Genomic DNA, 17,511 nt, shown 5'->3' on the forward strand with positions numbered 1-17,511 from the left:
GAGTTTTCTCATGATGTTAGTCGAAGAGACCTCGGTGCCGACAGCGGCCCTGCCGGTCGCTGAGTTCAAAGAGCACCTGCGGCTGGGGAGTGGATTTGACAATGATGATGTTCAAGACAGTGTCCTGGTGAGTTTCTTGCGGGCCGCGATGGCCGCGATTGAGCTGCGCACCGGCAAGATGCTGTTGGAGCGCGAGTTTGCCTGGTCGGTGGCGATGTGGCGGGATGCGGCGGGGCAGGGTCTGCCGGCCGCACCGGTGAGTGCGATATCGGCGGTGACGCTGGAGGACCGGCTGGGGGATACGGCGGTTGTTGCGCCCAGTGCGTACCGGCTGTTTCCTGACCAGCACCGGCCCGAGCTGCGTCCCACAGGTGCCTGTCTGCCGTCGATCCCCAGCGAGGGGCAGGCGCAGGTGCAGTTCCTGGCGGGATACGGGCCGGACTGGTCGGACATTCCGGCGGACCTGCGCCAGGCGGTGATGCTGCTGGCGGCGCATTACTACGAATACCGCGATGAGACGGCGTTGAGTTCGGGGTGCATGCCGTTTGGTGTGACCAGCCTGATCGAACGCTATCGCCCGCTGCGGTTGGGGGCGATGAGATGAGCCGGGTGCATCTGTCTCGGATGCTGGTGCTGGAGGCGCCGGAGCGGCTTGCCGATGGTGCGGGTGGCTACACCGAGAGCTGGGTCGCCAAGGGCACGTTATGGGCGGACGTACAGGCGCGCGCAGGCCGTGAACGCGATGGCGGTGAGGTGTCGCTGGCGCGGATGGGCTATCGCATCATCGTGCGTGGGGCGCCGCAGGGTGCGGCATCCAGACCGGTGCCGGGGATGCGGTTTCGCGAGGGCACGCGGTTCTTTCGGATTGAGGCGGTGTCGGAGCGTGATCCGCAGGGGCGCACTCTGACCTGCTTTGCAAGTGAAGAGGTGGCGCTATGAGCTATGCAATGGCCGAAGCGCTGCAGGGCGCGATTTACACACACCTGCAAGGCGATGCCGCTGTCGCGGCCCTGATTGGGGACGCGGTTTACGACGAGGTTCCACCGGGCGATCTGCCGGGAACCTATGTGAGCCTCGGGACCGAGACCGTGCTGGATCGCTCGGACAAGAGCGGCGCGGGGGCAGAGCATCGCCTGACAATCTCGGTGATCTCCGAGGCGGCGGGGTTTGCAGTCTCGAAGGCGGTTGCCGTCGCGATCAGCGATGCGCTGGAGGGGGCGGATCTGACGCTGGCCCGTGGACGGCTGGTGTTTCTGAAGTTCGACCGCGCCACGGCGCGACGCGCAGGCAGTGCGAATACACGCAGGATCGACCTGCGGTTTCGCGCCCGCGTGGAAGACAATGTTTAACAAGGCGGAGTAGGCAATATGGGTGCCCAGAACGGCAAGGATCTGTTGATCAAGGTGGACCTGACCGGAGACGGTCAGTTCGAAACAATCGCGGGCCTGCGCGCCACGCGCATCAGCTTTAACGCGGAGAGTGTCGATGTGACCTCGCTGGAGAGCCAGGGGGGATGGCGCGAGCTGTTGTCCGGGGCCGGTGTGAAGTCGGCGGCAATCTCTGGCTCGGGCGTGTTCCGTGACGAAAGCACCGATGAACGTGCGCGCCAGATCTTTTTTGACGGCGAGACACCGGACTTTCAGGTGATCATCCCGGATTTTGGCGTGGTTGAGGGGGCTTTTCAGGTCACAGCCATCGAATATGCGGGCAGCCACAATGGCGAGGCAACCTATGAGCTGTCGATGTCGTCAGCTGGGGCGCTGACCTTTGTGGCGCTGTGATCATGGCGAACCCTTGGGCAGGCCAAGTGGCGCTGACGTTAGACGGTGAGCGCCACGTGCTGAAGCTGACCCTGGGGGCGCTGGCCGAGCTGGAAGCGGGGCTGGAAAGTGACTCGCTGGTGGCTTTGGTCGAGCGCTTTGAGAGCGGTGGATACTCGGCACGCGACGTGCTGGCGCTGATCGTGGCGGGGCTGCGCGGCGGCGGTTGGCAGGGTCAGGCAAGTGACCTGATGCGTGCCGAGATTGCCGGTGGGCCGATGCAGGCGGCCAAGATCGCCGCGGAACTGTTGGCGCGGGCATTTGCCCTGCCGGAGAGCACAGGGTGAGCGGGTTCGACTGGCCCGCCCTGATGCAGGCCGGGCTGGTCGGGTTGCGGTTGAAACCGGATGAGTTCTGGGCGCTGTCCCCGGCCGAGTTGCGGCTGATGCTGGGTCAGGGTGGGGCGGCGCCTGCGCTGACACGCAAAGGATTGGACGCGCTGTTGGCGGCCTATCCGGACAAGAAAGAGGAACGTGAAGATGGCTGAAGGTGACGCGCTGGACGGCTTTGACGCGCAGGTCGATGCGCTGGAGGAAAGCCTGGCTGGGGCCACGGCAGTGGCCGCCAATTTTGACACGGAGCTGCGCAACATGCGTCAGGCTCTGTCCGCGACGGGGCAGGACGTCAAGACGCTGGAGCGGGGTCTGAGCCGCGGTCTGAGGCGGGCGTTTGATGGCGTGGTGTTTGACGGGCAAAAGCTGTCGGATGCGCTGGAGGACGTGGCACGATCCCTGATGAACACCGCATATAACGCGGCGCTAAAGCCGGTGACGGATGGAATTGGCGGCGCGGTGGCCAATGGCATCGGCACATTGGTGCAGGGCATCCTGCCTTTTGCCGATGGGGCCGGCTTTGCGCAGGGGCGCGTCATGCCGTTCGCAAGTGGCGGCGTGGTTTCGTCTCCGACCTATTTTCCGATGCGCGGCGGCACCGGGCTGATGGGTGAAGCGGGACCAGAGGCGATCATGCCGCTGGCCCGCGGTGCGGACGGCAAGCTGGGCGTGCGCGGCGGCGCAGGCGGCAGTGTCAATGTCGTGATGAACATCCAGACGCCGGATGCAGAGAGTTTCCGCCGCTCGCAGGGTCAGATCGCGGCACAGATGAGCCGCGCTTTGGGGCGCGGGCAACGCAACCGTTAACAGGAGGGCAGGCACATGGGATTTCACGAGGTCCGGTTTCCGGCAAAGCTGAGTTTCGGCTCGATCGGGGGGCCAGAGCGGCGCACCGACGTGGTGACGCTGGCCAATGGGTTCGAAGAACGCAACACGCCCTGGGCGCATTCGCGCAGACGCTATGACGCGGGGCTGGGAATGCGGTCGCTGGATGATGTCGAGACGCTGATCTCGTTCTTCGAGGCGCGGCGCGGGCAGCTTTTTGGGTTTCGCTGGAAGGATTGGTCGGATTTCAAATCCTGTGTTCCGTCAAAAGAGGTGACCTATCGCGATCAGGTGATCGCGGTTGCGGATGGCGAAAGCACGGTTTTTGCATTGCGCAAGGTCTATGTCTCGGGTGAGGCGCGCTATGAGCGTCCCATCACCAAGCCTGTTGCAGGCACGGTGCGCGTGGGCGTCGAAGGCGATGAGATGTTTGAGGGCGTGCACTACGAGGTGAACCTGGAAGAGGGTGAGATCCACTTTGTCACCGCGCCTGACAAGGATCGCGAGGTCACCGCGGGTTTCGAGTTTGACGTCCCGGTGCGGTTCGACACGGACCGCATCCAGACCAGTGTGGCGTCGTTCAAGGCGGGCGATGTGCCCAATGTTCCTGTGGTGGAGGTCCGGGTCTGATGGCGTTGCAAGAGCAGCTTGCGGCCCATCTGAAGAGCGGGCTGACCACGGTGGCGCGGTGCTGGAGCATCACGCGCAGGGATGGGGTGTACTACGGGTTTACCGATCACGATGTGGATCTGGCTTTTGAGGGGTTTCAGTTTCGGGCTGACACCGGTCTGTCCGCGATGGCGTTGGAGCAGACCACGGGGCTTTCCGTGGACAATACCGAGGCCCTGGGCGCGCTGAGCGACGCGAGCCTGAGCGAAGCGGATATCGAGGCCGGGCGGTTCGATGGGGCCGAGGTAAAGTGCTGGTTGGTGAACTGGGCCGATGTGGCCATGCGCAGCCTTTTGTTTCGCGGCTCGTTGGGGGAATTGCAACGCGCGGGCGGCGCATTTCGCGCCGAGCTGCGGGGCTTGACCGAGGCGCTGAACCGGCCGTTGGGGCGGGTCTATCAGAAACCCTGCACGGCGGTTCTGGGCGACATGTCGTGTAAGTTTGACCTGAGCGCTGCAGGCTATGTGGCGACGGTTGCGATTGAGACTGTCGAAGAGGCGCGGGTGTTTCGCTGGCAGGATCTTGCCGGGTTTGAGCCTGGGTGGTTCACCCGAGGCGCCTTGCGGGTGACCAGCGGCGCGGCGGCGGGATTGAGCGGGATCATCAAGCGGGACGAATTTCGCGATGGCAGCCGGGTGGTCGAGCTGTGGGAGCCGATCCGCGCTGCGGTGGGGGCCGGTGACGAAATCCGGCTGGAGGCGGGGTGTGACAAGCGGTTTGAGACTTGCCGTTTGAAATTCGCCAATCTCCTGAACTTTCAGGGATTTCCAGACATTCCCGGAGACGACTGGATGCTCAGCACCCCACGACAAGGTGGCAACAATACCGGTGGGAGCCTGCGTGGATGAGTGCGGTGGTGGAAACCGCGCGCGGCTGGCTTGGCACGCCATATGTGCATCAGGCCGCGCGGAGGGGCGCAGGATGTGACTGTCTGGGACTGGTGCTGGGTGTCTGGCGCGAGATTTGCGGCGACCTGCCTGAAAAGGTCCCGGCCTATAGCATGGATTGGTCCGAGCCACAGGGTGACGAGCGCCTGTGGCGCGCGGCGCAGCGCTGGTTGCTGCCCAAGCCGGTCTCGGATGAAGCCACTGGCGACGTGCTGTTGTTCCGTATGCGCGCGCGCGGTGTGGCGAAACATCTGGGTATTGCGGCGCGGACGGGCGAGGCCGCCAGCTTTATCCATGCCTATTCGGGGCATGCGGTGACGGAAAGCCCACTCAGCCAACCCTGGCGCCGCAGGATCGTGGCGCGATTTGAATTTCCCATGGAGGGTTAAACATGGCGACTTTGGTTTTGTCGGCTGTAGGCGCAGCTGTTGGTGGCGCGGTTGGGGGTGGCCTGGCGGGCGTCTCTTCGGTGGCGATTGGACGGCTTGTCGGAGCCACGCTGGGGCGGGCGATTGACCAAAGCATTCTGGGCAGCGGCTCTGAGGCGGTCGACGTGGGCCGCGTGGATCGCTTTCGGATCACGGGAGCCGCCGAAGGCGCTGCCATCCCGCAGCTGTTCGGGCGGATGCGCATCGGGGGACAGGTGATCTGGGCGACAGAGTTTGTCGAGACAGTCACGCGGTCTGGCGGTGGCGGCAAGGGGTTGGCCCCGCAGCCGGTGTCAAGGGAATACAGCTATTCCGTGTCACTGGCGATTGCGCTTTGCGAAGGTGAAATCACCAGTGTGGGCCGCGTGTGGGCGGATGGTGTCGAGATATCCCCCGACGATATCAACATGCGGGTTTACAAGGGCACGCAGGATCAGCTGCCCGACGCGCTGATGGAAGCGGTAGAAGGCGAAGGTATGGTGCCGGCCTATCGTGGCACGGCCTATGTGGTGATGGAGGCCATGCCGCTGGAGCAATTCAGCAACCGGGTGCCGCAGTTTACGTTTGAGGTGTGTCGCCCCACTCCGGCACATCAGGAGGACGCAGAAGGCGACATCGCCCATGCGGTTCAGGCGGTGGCGATGATGCCGGGGTCGGGAGAGTACGCCCTGGCGACAACGCCGGTACATGTCTCGGGCGCGCCGGGGCAATCGCAGAATACCAACCAGAACACACCCTCGGGCAAAACCGATTTCGTGACTTCTGTGGAAGCGCTGCAGGACGAGTTGCCCAATTGCGGATCGGTGTCGCTGATCGTGAGTTGGTTTGGTGATGACCTGCGGTGTGGTGACTGTAACATCCGGCCCAAGGTCGAGCGCAAAAACGCTGATGGGCGCAAAATGAAGTGGGGGGTTTTTGGTTTTGGGCGTGCTCAGGCAGAAGAAATCCCCCAGGTTGATGGCCGACCGGTCTATGGCGGGACGCCAACGGACCAATCGGTGATAGAAGCGATCCAGCATCTGCGTGAGCAGGGCAAAGACGTCATGTACTATCCGTTCATTCTCATGGACCAGTTAGAGGGCAATGGGCTGCCCGATCCGTGGAGTGACGCCAGCGATCAACCGGCTCTGCCTTGGCGCGGGCGGATTACCTCCTCCAAGGCGGCGGGGCAGGTCGGGTCTCCGGATGGGACGGCTGCAGCCGCGGACGAAGTGGCGGATTTCTTTGGCACCGCAACGGCGTCGGATTTCAACGTCGGTAACGAGACGGTGTCTTATAGCGGGCCATCTGAGTGGCGCTATCGTCGCTTTGTGCTGCATCAGGCGGCCTTGTGTGCCGCTGCCGGGGGTGTGGATGCGTTTTGTATTGGCTCAGAGATGCGTGGCCTGACGCAGATTCGTGGTGCCGGAAACAGTTTCCCAGCCGTAGAGGCGCTGCGGGATCTGTTGGTCGAGGTGCGTGCGATCCTGGGACCGGACACCAGGATCGGCTACGCCGCCGACTGGACCGAGTATTTTGGCTATCATCCGCAGGATGGCTCGGGGGATGTGTATTTTCACCTTGACCCATTGTGGTCGGATGAGGGCATCGATTTTGTCGGGATCGACAATTACATGCCATTGTCGGATTGGCGTGAGGGTGAGGACCATGCCGACGCGGATTGGGGCAGCATTTACAACCCGGCCTATCTGAAGGCCAATGTCGCAGGCGGGGAGGGGTACGACTGGTACTACCATTCCTCGGCAGCCCGCGAGGCACAGATCCGTACGCCGATCACCGATGGGGCTCATGGCGAGCCGTGGGTCTTTCGCTATAAGGACATTCGCGGCTGGTGGGAAAATGCACACCACAATCGGGTTGGCGGGACAAGAGAGGCGTCGCCAACTGCGTGGGAGCCGGGGTCAAAGCCAATTGTCTTTGCCGAAATGGGCTGTGCTGCGATCGACAAGGGCACAAACCAGCCCAACAAGTTCCTGGATGAGAAATCTTCGGAATCCGCCTTGCCACGCTATTCGAACGGGCGACGGGATGAATACATTCAGCAACAGTACATACGGGCGATGACCTCGTACTGGTGCGACACAGAGAACAATCCGGTCTCTGCCGAGTATGGCGCGCCGATGGTCGACATGAGCCGCGCCCATGTCTGGGCCTGGGATGCGCGGCCATACCCGGCCTTTCCCAACAACCGTGAGCTCTGGAGTGATGGTGGGAATTACGCACGTGGGCATTGGCTAACCGGGCGCACGGCGACGCGGTCTCTGGCTTCGGTGGTGCGCGAAATCTGTGAGCGGGCGGGCGTTCTGGCGTTCGATGTGAGCGATCTGAGGGGCATCGTCCGGGGATATGTTGTGGATGAGGTCAGCGAGGCGCGGGCGGCCTTGCAGCCGCTGATGTTGCAGCACGGGTTTGACGCGGTAGAGCGTGACGGCACCCTGTATTTCGTGATGCGGGACGGGCGCGAAGCTGTTGCCCTGGACGAGAGCCGGCTGGCTGTGTCTCAGGACATAGAAGGTGACATCGAGAAGTCGCGACAGAGCGAGGCCGAGATTGCCGGGCGCGTGCGCGTGCAATTTGTCGAGGCAGATGGGGACTTTGATATCCTCGCCGAAGAGGCGGTACTGCCGGACGAGGCCACGCATGCGGTGTCGTCATCACAGTTGCCCGTGTCGCTGACCCGATCCGAGGGACACCAGGTGGTCGAGCGCTGGTTGACTGAGGCGCGTGTTTCGCGGGATGGGGCCCGCTTTGCGCTGCCGCCTTCGGCGCTGACTGTTGGGGCAGGGGATGTGGTCTCTTTGCCCGGTGAGAGTGGCGAGGTGTTCTATCGGGTCGACCGGGTTGAGCAGGGGGCGATGCAGATTGTCGAGGCGGTGCGCATTGAGAGCGCGGTTTACGAGCCGTCGGCATATGCCGAAGACACGCCGACCCAACGTGCCTTTGTCGCGCCTGTGCCGGTTCTGCCGCTGTTCATGGACCTGCCGTTGCTGACCGGTGACGAAGACCCGATAGCACCGCATCTTGCCATCACGGCCAATCCCTGGCCCGGCAGTGTTGCGGTATACGATAGCGGGTCGGACAGTGACTATGCGCTGAATCTGTTGGAAAACCGTCGTGCCACCATTGGTGTGACAGAGACCGCATTGCTGCGGGCACCTGCGGGACAGTATGACCGCGGCGACGGATTGCAGGTCAAGTTGATCACCGGCGCATTTGAATCGATCAGTGAGGAACGTCTGCTGAACGGCGACAACCTGGCGATGATCGGTGATGGCAGCTCGGGTAACTGGGAAGTCTTCCAATTCCGCGATGCCGAGCTGATCGCAACCAACACCTGGTGGTTGAGCCATCGTTTGCGGGGGCAGCTGGGATCAGACAGGCTGATGCCGGATGTCTGGCCCACGGGGTCGTATGTCGTGTTGTTCGACGGAGAAATTGACCAGATCAAGCTGGCCAGCAACATGCGCAATATCGCGCGGCATTACCGGATTGGCCCGGCGTTACGCGGCTATGATGATCCGGCGTATGAGCATCTGGTCGAAGCCTTTGCAGGCAATGGTCTGCGGCCCTACAGCCCCTGCCATCTGAAAGCAGCGCCAGATGGGGCCGGGTCATTGGAAGTCAGCTGGGTGCGCCGAACACGGATTGACGGGGACAGCTGGGAGTTGGCTGACGTCCCCTTGGGCGAAGAGAGCGAACAGTACCATGTACGTGTAAAACAGGGGGCCACTGTGGTTCGTGAGGTCACGCGCAGCACATCGGACTGGAGCTACAGCGCGTCCGAGCAGACCTCGGATGGCGTTGTGGCCCCCTACGAGATCGAGGTGGCGCAGGTGTCGGCGCGGTTTGGTCCAGGGCTGTATGCCAGCCTGACGGTTGGGGCCTGAACCACATGCGCCGGGTGATGCATGGGGACGTTGTGGCGGCGGCGCGGGTGCTTCTGGGGCTTCCCGAAGCATGCCGCCGTCCGATATGCCGTCGGATGATCCAGGAAGCCCATGCCGCGCACCACTATTTTCGCCGCTTTGGGCGGGCGCATCTGTTGTGGGGGGACGGGTCACTGATGGCAACGGCGCACAAGCGGGTTCTGCAACCGGAACCTGGATTTTCGGACAGCAGGTATTGCGGCTGTGTGGAAATGGTGTTGCATGAATTGATCGAATGGCGCGCTGGGCGGCAAGCTAACCGCGCGCGCAGCTGATGCATCGGGTGACCGAAGGGTCAAACGCCAGCCGCTTGGGCGCGATGTCTTCACCGCATTCTTCGCAATAGCCGAATTCACCTTGATCGAGGCGTCCAAGTGATTGAAGGAGTGCGGTTTTCTTGGCGTCACGACGCAGCTGATTTGCCTTGGCCATGGCCTGGGACTGCAAGGCATCCATACGGCTGAGGCGGCCCACCGCCTGTTGATCCAGCGTGACCACGGATTGGCCTTGTTGCCCAAGGCGATCCTCTTCCTCCAGCGCGGCCAGGTGGCTGAGGATCAGGTTCCGATATTCTTCTGCGCTCTTCACATTCACGTTGCTGATCCTGGGGATCATCCCTTTGAATTTGCCGCCAATCGACTATGTAGTGTAGTCTAAGGGCAAGAGAGGACGATTTGCCATGGCTGAAACGCGCACGAAAATCACTGAGATTGACCCAACCTGGCAGAGAATTACTGCCGAGGCGGAGCAGGCAGTTCGCGAAGAACCGCTGATGGGTGGCCTGGTGCACGCCTGTGTTCTGCATCACAAAACCATCGAACGCGCGCTGAGCTATCGTTTTGCAGCCAAACTGGCGTCAAACGAGATGTCCATGGTGGTTCTGCGGGAAATTGCCGACGAAGCCTTTGCGATGGACCCGGCACTTGCCGAGGCTGCTCGGGCGGATCTGATGGCGATTTATGATCGCGATCCGGCAAGCCACCGGTTGTTGCAGCCGATCCTGTATTTCAAAGGGTATCAGGCTGTTCAGGCCTATCGCATCGGCAATTGGCTGTGGCGTCAGGGCCGTAAGGACCTGGCCTATTTCATTCAAATGCGCACGTCCGAGATATTTGGCATCGATATTCACCCCGGCGCAAAAATTGGCAAAGGGATCATGATCGACCATGCCCATTCGATCGTGATTGGAGAGACGGCTGTTGTGGGGGACAATGTCTCGATGTTGCACTCGGTGACGTTGGGTGGAACCGGCAAAGAGGAAGAGGATCGTCACCCGAAGATTGGCGATGGTGTTCTGATTGGGGCCGGCGCCAAGGTTCTGGGCAACATCAAGGTTGGCCATTGCAGCCGCATCGCGGCAGGCTCGGTGGTGCTGGAAGAGGTGCCCCCATGCAAAACAGTCGCGGGCGTTCCGGCAAAGATCGTTGGTGAGGCCGGGTGCGACCAGCCTTCGGTCGCTATGGACCAAATCCTTGAACACTGACGTCGGACTGATCTGACAAAACAAAAGCGCCGCAAGAAGTTGCGGCGCTTTCTTTATGTAATACGCTTTACGTCAGACCAGCATGGTCATCGGGTTTTCCAGGTTGTCGACGATGTGTTTCAACACTTCGGCTCCGAGTGCGCCATCGATGACCCTGTGGTCGACCGAGAGCGTCACGGACATGACTGTTGCGACTTCGAGAGCACCGTCTTTGCCAACAACCGGTTTTTTCACGCCCGACCCCACGGCAAGGATTGCGCCATGAGGCGGATTGATGACTGCATCAAAATTGTCGATGCCGAACATACCGAGGTTCGAGATCGCGAAACTGCCGCCCTGGTATTCGTGCGGCGCAAGTTTGCGATCACGGGCCCGGGTTGCCAGATCTTTCATCTCGGCTGACAAGGCAGACAGAGATTTAGCTTCTGCATCTTTCAGGACCGGTGTGAACAAGCCACCTTCGATGGCGACAGCCACCGCCACGTCAGACGGTGTCAGTTTCAGAACGCGATCTCCTGCCCAAACGGCGTTGGCGTCCGGAACCGATTGCAGCGCCAGGGCACAGGCCTTGATGATGAAATCGTTGACCGAGAGTTTGACGCCACGTGTCTCAAGCTGGGCATTCAATTCGGACCGGAACTTTAACAAGGCATCCAGACGGATGTCCCGGCGCAGGTAGAAGTGCGGAATGGTCTGTTTCGCTTCGGTCAGGCGGGCCGCAATGGTCTTGCGCATGCCATCAAGCGGCACTTCGACATAATCGCGCCCCTCGTACATACGGGCGACGCTGGCTGCGTCCGCGCTTTGTGGCAGGGGTGCAGGGGCCGAAGGTGTTGCGGCGCTGGTGGCGGCCACCGAGGCGGGCGCGGCGCCAGGTTTTGCGTTTTCCACGTCCGCCTTGACGATGCGTCCACGCGGGCCTGAGCCTTGGAGCGTTGCCAGATCAAGACTTTTGTCCGCGGCGATGCGGCGGGCGAGCGGTGACGCAAAAATACGACTGCCATCACTGGTCTTAGAACTGGGCGGCGCAGGCGTGGCAGGGGCCTCGGCAGTCCCTTGCGGGGCTTTCTCGGCCGCTGGAACCGATGGCTCTGTACCTGCCGGGGCCGAGGATGGGGCTGCGACGCTGCCCGCGTCTTCGCCGTCCTCCAGCATCATGGCGATGACAGTGTTGACCAAGACGCCTTCGGTGCCTTCCGCGATCAGGATCGGACCCATGATACCTTCGTCCACGGCCTCGAACTCCATGGTGGCCTTGTCCGTTTCGATCTCGGCAATGATGTCGCCGGACTGTACTTCGTCGCCCTCTTTGACCAGCCATTTGGCCAAAGTGCCTTCTTCCATCGTGGGGGAAAGCGCGGGCATGAGGATTTCAATAGCCATTGTCGTGTCCTCCCTTAGCGATACGTGACTTGTTTGACGGCAGTGATCACGTCATCCGTCGTCACAAGCGCCAGTTTCTCAAGGTTCGCCGCATATGGCATGGGCACATCCTTGCCGGTGCAGTTGATCACCGGCGCGTCGAGGTAGTCAAAGGCGCGTTGCATGATCGTGGCAGAGATGTGGTTGCCAATGGACCCTACGGGCCAGCCCTCTTCGACGGTGACGCAACGGTTGGTTTTCATGACCGAGTTGATGACAGTGTCGTAGTCGATGGGGCGCAGGGTGCGCAGGTCGATGACTTCGGCGCTGATGCCGTCCTGAGCCAGCTTTTCCGCAGCCTCCAGCGCATACTGCATACCGATGCCAAAGCTGACGAGGGTGACATCCGTGCCTTCGCGCCAGACACGTGCTTTGCCGAAGGGAATGGTGAAGTCGTCCAGAACCGGCACATCAAAGGCGCGACCATAGAGGATTTCGTTTTCAAGGAAGATCACTGGGTTGGGATCGCGGATGGCGGTTTTCAGCAGACCTTTGGCGTCAGATGCGGAATAGGGCATCACAACCTTCAGCCCGGGGATCTGCGCATACCACGCGGCATAGTCCTGTGAGTGCTGTGCCCCCACGCGGGCCGCTGCGCCATTTGCGCCGCGAAACACCATGGGCGCGCCCATTTGGCCGCCGGACATATAGAGTGTTTTTGCTGCCGAATTGATAATATGGTCAATGGCCTGCATGGCGAAGTTGAATGTCATGAATTCAACGATCGGTCGCAGACCGCCAAAGGCCGCACCGGTGGCAATCCCGGCAAACCCATGTTCCGTGATGGGGGTGTCGATCACCCGTTTCGAGCCAAACTCGTCCAGCAAACCCTGGCTTACCTTGTAGGCGCCCTGATATTCGGCAACCTCTTCGCCCATCAGGAACACGTCCTCATCAGCCCGCATTTCTTCGGCCATGGCGTCGCGCAGTGCTTCGCGCACGGTTTGCTGCTTCATCGCCGTGCCTTCGGGCCAATCTGGTGTCAGATCAGCCGGAGCCGCCATGGGGGCCTCTACCGCGGCGGGGGCGGCAGCCTGAGCCGGTATCGGCTCTTGCGGGGCGGCGGTTGTGGGCGTGGGCGTTGCGCCTGCCTCTTCTCCGTCTTCCAGCAAGGTGGCAATGGCCGTGTTGACGGCGACGTTTTCCGTGCCTTCCGCCACAAGGATGTGACCAATCACGCCGTCATCCACGGCCTCGAATTCCATCGTGGCCTTGTCGGTTTCAATTTCAGCGATGATGTCACCGGACGAGACCGTGTCGCCCTCTTTCACCAGCCATTTGGCGAGCGTGCCTTCTTCCATCGTGGGGGACAGGGCGGGCATCAGAATTTCAATAGCCATCTTTTCTATTCTCCTCTGTCAGATCACGCGTAGATATCTGTCCACAGCTCTTCGGCTGCGGGTAGGGGGCTTTCTTTGGCGAAATCGGCACTTTCGTTCACGACGGCCTTGATCTCTTTGTCGATCGCCTTGAGGTCCTCTTCTGAGGCGTGTTTGCCTTCGAGGATCATGGCGCGCACGTGTTCGATGGCATCCCGTTCTTCGCGCATCTTTTGCACTTCTTCACGGGTGCGATACTTGGCCGGATCCGACATTGAGTGGCCGCGGTAGCGATAGGTTTTGACCTCGAGAATATAGGGGCCTTTGCCTTTGCGACAGTGCGCAACGGCGCGTTCACCAGCATCTTTTACCGCCAGCACATCCATGCCGTCCACCATCTCACCGGGGATGCCAAAGGCCTCGCCGCGGTGATAGATATCCTTGGTCGAGGTCGACCGGGTTTGCGCGGTTCCCATGGCGTACTGATTGTTTTCAATCACAAAAATCACTGGCAAATCCCAGATCGCGGCCATGTTGAAGGTTTCATAAACCTGACCCTGGTTGGCGGCGCCATCCCCGAAATAGGTAAAGGTCACGCGGCCGTTGCCCTTGTACTTGTCTGCAAAGGCCAGCCCGGCACCCAGCGGCACCTGCGCCCCCACAATGCCGTGGCCGCCATAGAAATGCTTTTCTTTCGAGAACATGTGCATCGAGCCGCCCTTGCCCCGGGAATACCCTCCGGCGCGGCCTGTCAGTTCGGCCATCACGCCCTTGGCATCCATGCCACAGGCCAGCATATGACCGTGGTCGCGGTACGATGTGATACGCTTGTCACCCTCTTCAGCGGCAGCTTCCAGACCCACGACAACGGCCTCTTGACCGATATAGAGGTGGCAAAAGCCCCCGATCAGGCCCATGCCGTACAACTGACCCGCTTTTTCTTCAAAGCGGCGGATCAACAACATTTCGCGATAGTATTTCTTGAGTTCGTCGCCAGACACGTTGGTCTTTTTGGCGGGCTTTTTGGCAGCCATCCCGAGCCTCCCAGCAGATGGAATAGTTTAGTGTTAAACAAAATGGTAGCCGATCCGCCCCAGCGTGGCGAGTGGAAAGTTGTCGCGATGATCGTGGAAGATGAATTGTTATTCCGGAACGACGGGACTGTCGACAAGACCGAATTTGGCCCATTTCTCAGGGATCATCACACGCTAGAGGCGCTGAATTACGGGATGCGCAAAGCTCTTGAGTAAGCAGAAACAGCTCAGCGAATGACAATCTCGTCAGCCCGGATCATGCCAAGCACATCGCGGGCCTGCTGATCCAGAAGGTCCAGATCGAGATAGTCGTCACTCAGGCGCTGGGTCAGGTTTTCCATCCGCGCGACCTCTGATTGCAGCTGGGCCAGTTCGGCCGACAACGCCGCGCGATCTGCGTCGATCTCTACCCGGCGAAACACACCATAGTCGCCTTGAACGGCGGCAAATGTAAAAATGATGCCAAGCGCAAAACACACGCCGAAAAACAAGAGCGCACCTAGGGCTGGTCTGGTCTTTTGTGATGTCATGCTCTGCCTCAATCGCGCCCTTTGCGGGCGTCTTCCAACACTATGCCACAGGTGATTCGCGCTGTGAATCCCTTTTGAGTCAGTATGTTGGTTTTTTTGGTGATTTCTGACGCCACGGATTTCTGGTCAGAGTACGGACGCGACAGCTAGGCTGTTCATCAACAAGGGAGAGAACAGTATGACCCAGTCAGAGCCAGCCACCGTTTTGGGAACGCATGATGTCTTTAATCAGCCCGGTCTGCGTGGCGCGCGGGATCTTTGGGCGGATGACAGGCCCTTGCGGGAGGCCGCAATAGCTGCCGGGGCGCAACAAGACGTGCTGGCCTCCGCCGGGCAGGTTTACGGGTCGGAAACCATTCTGCAGGCTGCCGAAGATGCGCAGCGGGATTTGCCGCGTCTGAAGCTGTTTGATCGCGGTGGCAGGCGATTGGATGAGGTCGAGTTTCATCCCGGCTATCACGCCGTGATGCAGGCCGGGTTGGGGGCAGGATTTGCGCGCGTGGCCTGGGACGGAACCCCGGGGGGGCACGCAACCCATGCCGCGTTGGTCTACATGCAGATGCAGACCGAACCGGGGGCAGGGTGTCCTATGACGATGACCTATGCCGCCGTTCCGGCCTTGCGTCATGACAAGACACTCTATGAGACCTGGGCGCCAAAACTCATGTCCGGCATCTATGACCCGTCCACCCGGCCCATTGCGCAGAAACAGGGCGCAACTCTGGGAATGGCGATGACCGAGAAGCAGGGCGGGTCAGACGTCCGCGCCAACACCACGCGCGCGGTGCGAGATGGCGAGGCCTATCGCCTGACGGGTCACAAATGGTTTTGCTCGGCGCCGATGTGTGACGGCTTTCTCACATTGGCCCAGGCCGAAGGAGGGCTGACCTGTTTTCTTGTCCCCCGATGGCTCGAAGGCGAGCGGAATGGCATCCGGTTGCAGCGGCTCAAAAACAAGCTGGGCAATCACGCCAATGCGAGTTCTGAAATCGAATACCACAATGCGCTGGCCTACCGTCTGGGCGAAGAAGGGGCCGGTGTGCGCACCATCATCGAGATGGTGCACCATACACGGCTGGATACGGCGATTGCGCCTGCGGCATTGATGCGGGCCGCAATCGCCGAAGCGCACCATTGGGTTTCGCACCGATCGGTGTTTCAGCGGCGCCTGATCGACCAGCCCTTGATGCGCGAAGTTCTTGCGGATCTGACACTGGATATGGAGGGCGCTCTGGCGGTGTCCATGTTCCTCGCAAGTGCTTATGACCGCGATGATAAAGAGTCCCGGGCCTTGGCTCGGATCGGTGTGGCACTGGCCAAGTATCTCTCAAACAAACGCTGTATACCTGTGGTTGGCGAAGCTTTGGAGGTGCTTGGGGGCGTGGGCTATGTCGAAGACACGCCGATGCCGATGCTGTATCGCGAAGCGCCGTTGAATTCGATTTGGGAAGGGTCCGGCAACGTCATTTGCCTCGATATTCTGCGCACATTGGCCCGCGAGCCGCTTGCGGCAGAGGTCCTTGCCGAAGTTCTGGACACCGCGCGTGGGCGCGACAGCCGCTATGACGCTGCGCTGGAGGCGCATCGCCAACGGTGGCCTGCAAGCCCGACCGAGGCAGAGGCCCGTTGGTTTGCGGAAAGCCTGGGCAATCTTCTGACGTCGGCCGCATTGATGCAGACGGCACCTGATGCAGTGGTCTCTGGCTACGTCACCAGCCGCGTCGCGCAGGATCGCGGCCAGATGGCGGGTACTGTTGCCGGATTGGATGCCGCCGCTATCCTGTCGCGTCTGGACCCTTGACCGCAGGCTGGGGTAGGGTCCGGCAAACGACCTTTGTGCCGGATCCATCATGCCAGATTATGCTCTATTGATTTCACCTGCCGCGCGCGGGGCCTACTTCGGCGAAACCCAATCCGTTGCTCTGGCCGAGATTGCGGGTGTCGGGGGTGTTGAAATCGGCGCATTTGAGATGCACGGAGGCATGGATTTTCTGCGCATCGCCTGTGCAGATGATCTCACACGCGAGGTGATGCGTCTGTCGTTTGTCCAAGGCCTTTTTCTGGTGGATCAGCAAGGGTGGCATCCTGTCGAAGGGGCCAAAGGTTTTGGTCTTCACGAAGATTTTGTCTCTGGCGAGAAGTACCGGGGCAAAACCAACGAAACCCTGACACAGCTGTTGGTGAACCTTGCGTTGCAAGAGGTTGAAACCGGCCACACCGATTTGCGGTTGCTTGATCCGATGTGCGGGCGCGGAACTTCTTTGTTCTGGGCCATGCGCTATGGGATGTCAGCCACAGGAGTGGAGCAGGATCTCTCGGCCCTCAATGAAATTCGTCGCGGGCTGAAGAAATGGACCAAGCTGCACCGTCAGAAACACAAACTGGCAGAAGGCTGGGTGCAAAAGGCCAATAAGAAGGGCACTGGCAAGTTTCTGGACTTCAAGTCAGAAGGCCAAACAGCGCGTGTCGTGATCGGCGATACCGTTGACGCGCGTGCATTGGTTGGCCGCGCGCCTTTTGATCTCTTGGTCACTGACATTCCCTATGGGGTGCAACATATGGGCGGGCCGGATGGGGCAAGAAGCCCCTTGGCGGTCATTCAAAAGGCAGCCCAGGGTTGGGCCGATTGCTTGGCTCCCGGAGGAGTGATGGCGATTGCCTATAACTGCAACATTCCAAAGCGCGCCGATATGATCGCGGCCTTTGAGGGTTTGAACCTCGAGGTGGTTGAGAGAAACGTCGCGCATAGAATGAGCGAGTCAATCCTGCGCGACGTTCTTGTGTTGCGTAAAGCGGCTTGAGAACGAAAAGCCTGAAGCAACACGCTTTCGACACC

At 60.7% G+C, this 17,511-nt stretch carries 21 protein-coding genes; 16 read left to right on the top strand and 5 right to left on the bottom strand.

The features are described from left to right. Nucleotides 1-10 precede the first annotated feature (10 nt). The 12 genes from EK369_RS00585 to EK369_RS00640 are packed head-to-tail and all read left to right on the top strand — an operon-like array spanning nucleotide 11 to nucleotide 9,162. A complete protein-coding gene (locus tag EK369_RS00585) occupies nucleotides 11-604 on the top strand; it encodes a head-tail connector protein (RefSeq protein ID WP_127111746.1) in 594 nt (197 codons plus the stop codon). Then, nucleotides 601-939 carry a head-tail adaptor protein gene (locus tag EK369_RS00590; RefSeq protein ID WP_127111747.1) on the top strand — a complete coding sequence of 113 codons (339 nt, stop codon included), beginning with the start codon at nucleotides 601-603 and terminating at the stop codon, nucleotides 937-939. The genes EK369_RS00585 and EK369_RS00590 overlap by 4 nt, the downstream gene beginning before the upstream one ends. After that, complete coding sequence (locus EK369_RS00595; protein ID WP_127111748.1) at nucleotides 936-1,349, top strand: DUF3168 domain-containing protein; 414 nt, start codon at nucleotides 936-938, stop codon at nucleotides 1,347-1,349. Before EK369_RS00590 ends, EK369_RS00595 begins: the two co-directional genes overlap by 4 nt. A gap of 18 nt (nucleotides 1,350-1,367) precedes the next feature. Further along, the gene (locus tag EK369_RS00600) at nucleotides 1,368-1,781 is read left to right on the top strand and encodes a phage major tail protein, TP901-1 family (RefSeq protein ID WP_127111749.1); all 414 of its coding nucleotides are present in this window, start codon (nucleotides 1,368-1,370) and stop codon (nucleotides 1,779-1,781) included. A 2-nt stretch (nucleotides 1,782-1,783) separates the two neighbouring features. After that, on the top strand, nucleotides 1,784-2,107 hold the full coding sequence (locus EK369_RS00605; protein WP_127111750.1) for a gene transfer agent family protein: 324 nt from the start codon (nucleotides 1,784-1,786) through the stop codon (nucleotides 2,105-2,107). Next, entirely contained in the window at nucleotides 2,104-2,307 is a 204-nt protein-coding gene (locus EK369_RS00610; protein WP_127111751.1) for a rcc01693 family protein, read from the top strand. Before EK369_RS00605 ends, EK369_RS00610 begins: the two co-directional genes overlap by 4 nt. Then, complete coding sequence (locus EK369_RS00615) at nucleotides 2,300-2,959, top strand: RcGTA-type gene transfer agent tail tape measure protein (RefSeq protein ID WP_127111752.1); 660 nt, start codon at nucleotides 2,300-2,302, stop codon at nucleotides 2,957-2,959. Before EK369_RS00610 ends, EK369_RS00615 begins: the two co-directional genes overlap by 8 nt. A gap of 15 nt (nucleotides 2,960-2,974) precedes the next feature. After that, the gene (locus EK369_RS00620; protein WP_127111753.1) at nucleotides 2,975-3,607 is read left to right on the top strand and encodes a DUF2460 domain-containing protein; all 633 of its coding nucleotides are present in this window, start codon (nucleotides 2,975-2,977) and stop codon (nucleotides 3,605-3,607) included. Next, nucleotides 3,607-4,494, top strand: coding sequence for a phage/gene transfer agent baseplate hub protein (locus EK369_RS00625; protein WP_127111754.1), 888 nt, complete (start codon nucleotides 3,607-3,609; stop codon nucleotides 4,492-4,494). The genes EK369_RS00620 and EK369_RS00625 overlap by 1 nt, the downstream gene beginning before the upstream one ends. Beyond that, nucleotides 4,491-4,922 carry an NlpC/P60 family protein gene (locus EK369_RS00630; RefSeq protein WP_127111755.1) on the top strand — a complete coding sequence of 144 codons (432 nt, stop codon included), beginning with the start codon at nucleotides 4,491-4,493 and terminating at the stop codon, nucleotides 4,920-4,922. Before EK369_RS00625 ends, EK369_RS00630 begins: the two co-directional genes overlap by 4 nt. A gap of 2 nt (nucleotides 4,923-4,924) precedes the next feature. Beyond that, on the top strand, nucleotides 4,925-8,848 hold the full coding sequence (locus tag EK369_RS00635; RefSeq protein WP_127111756.1) for a baseplate multidomain protein megatron: 3,924 nt from the start codon (nucleotides 4,925-4,927) through the stop codon (nucleotides 8,846-8,848). Between the two features lie 5 nt (nucleotides 8,849-8,853). Then, entirely contained in the window at nucleotides 8,854-9,162 is a 309-nt protein-coding gene (locus tag EK369_RS00640; protein WP_127111757.1) for a DUF7742 family protein, read from the top strand. Here EK369_RS00640 and EK369_RS00645 read toward each other — a convergent pair. Next, nucleotides 9,143-9,481 (bottom strand): TraR/DksA family transcriptional regulator, encoded by a 339-nt coding sequence (locus EK369_RS00645; RefSeq protein WP_235871309.1) that lies wholly within the window; start codon nucleotides 9,479-9,481, stop codon nucleotides 9,143-9,145. The two genes, EK369_RS00640 and EK369_RS00645, sit on opposite strands and share 20 nt — an antisense overlap. Nucleotides 9,482-9,566: 85 nt before the next feature. Here EK369_RS00645 and cysE point away from each other — a divergent pair, with 85 nt between their 5' ends. Then, the gene (cysE, locus tag EK369_RS00650; RefSeq protein WP_127111759.1) at nucleotides 9,567-10,370 is read left to right on the top strand and encodes a serine O-acetyltransferase; all 804 of its coding nucleotides are present in this window, start codon (nucleotides 9,567-9,569) and stop codon (nucleotides 10,368-10,370) included. 72 nt (nucleotides 10,371-10,442) lie between these two features. Here the strand turns inward: cysE and EK369_RS00655 are convergent, their stop codons facing one another. Genes EK369_RS00655 through pdhA form a run of 3 tightly spaced genes read right to left on the bottom strand, consistent with a single transcriptional unit; the run spans nucleotide 10,443 to nucleotide 14,145 of the window. Continuing rightward, nucleotides 10,443-11,753: a pyruvate dehydrogenase complex dihydrolipoamide acetyltransferase gene (locus tag EK369_RS00655; RefSeq protein WP_127111760.1), complete on the bottom strand. Its 1,311-nt coding sequence runs from the start codon at nucleotides 11,751-11,753 to the stop codon at nucleotides 10,443-10,445. A 14-nt stretch (nucleotides 11,754-11,767) separates the two neighbouring features. Then, nucleotides 11,768-13,132 (bottom strand): pyruvate dehydrogenase complex E1 component subunit beta, encoded by a 1,365-nt coding sequence (locus EK369_RS00660; protein ID WP_127111761.1) that lies wholly within the window; start codon nucleotides 13,130-13,132, stop codon nucleotides 11,768-11,770. A 23-nt stretch (nucleotides 13,133-13,155) separates the two neighbouring features. Further along, nucleotides 13,156-14,145 (bottom strand): pyruvate dehydrogenase (acetyl-transferring) E1 component subunit alpha, encoded by a 990-nt coding sequence (gene pdhA / locus EK369_RS00665; RefSeq protein ID WP_127111762.1) that lies wholly within the window; start codon nucleotides 14,143-14,145, stop codon nucleotides 13,156-13,158. Between the two features lie 42 nt (nucleotides 14,146-14,187). Between pdhA and EK369_RS21695 the strand changes: the two genes are divergently transcribed. After that, a complete protein-coding gene (locus EK369_RS21695; RefSeq protein ID WP_164726770.1) occupies nucleotides 14,188-14,361 on the top strand; it encodes a hypothetical protein in 174 nt (57 codons plus the stop codon). Nucleotides 14,362-14,372: 11 nt separating this feature from the next. Here EK369_RS21695 and EK369_RS00670 read toward each other — a convergent pair whose 3' ends face one another. Further along, a complete protein-coding gene (locus tag EK369_RS00670) occupies nucleotides 14,373-14,675 on the bottom strand; it encodes an FtsB family cell division protein (protein WP_127111763.1) in 303 nt (100 codons plus the stop codon). Nucleotides 14,676-14,853: 178 nt separating this feature from the next. Between EK369_RS00670 and EK369_RS00675 the strand changes: the two genes are divergently transcribed. Both EK369_RS00675 and EK369_RS00680 read left to right on the top strand, forming a co-directional pair. Further along, the gene (locus tag EK369_RS00675; protein WP_127111764.1) at nucleotides 14,854-16,476 is read left to right on the top strand and encodes an acyl-CoA dehydrogenase family protein; all 1,623 of its coding nucleotides are present in this window, start codon (nucleotides 14,854-14,856) and stop codon (nucleotides 16,474-16,476) included. Between the two features lie 49 nt (nucleotides 16,477-16,525). Beyond that, the gene (locus EK369_RS00680) at nucleotides 16,526-17,476 is read left to right on the top strand and encodes a TRM11 family SAM-dependent methyltransferase (protein ID WP_127111765.1); all 951 of its coding nucleotides are present in this window, start codon (nucleotides 16,526-16,528) and stop codon (nucleotides 17,474-17,476) included. Nucleotides 17,477-17,511: the final 35 nt, after the last annotated feature.

The organism is Shimia sediminis (assembly GCF_003990645.1).
Taxonomy (GTDB): domain Bacteria; phylum Pseudomonadota; class Alphaproteobacteria; order Rhodobacterales; family Rhodobacteraceae; genus Shimia; species Shimia sediminis.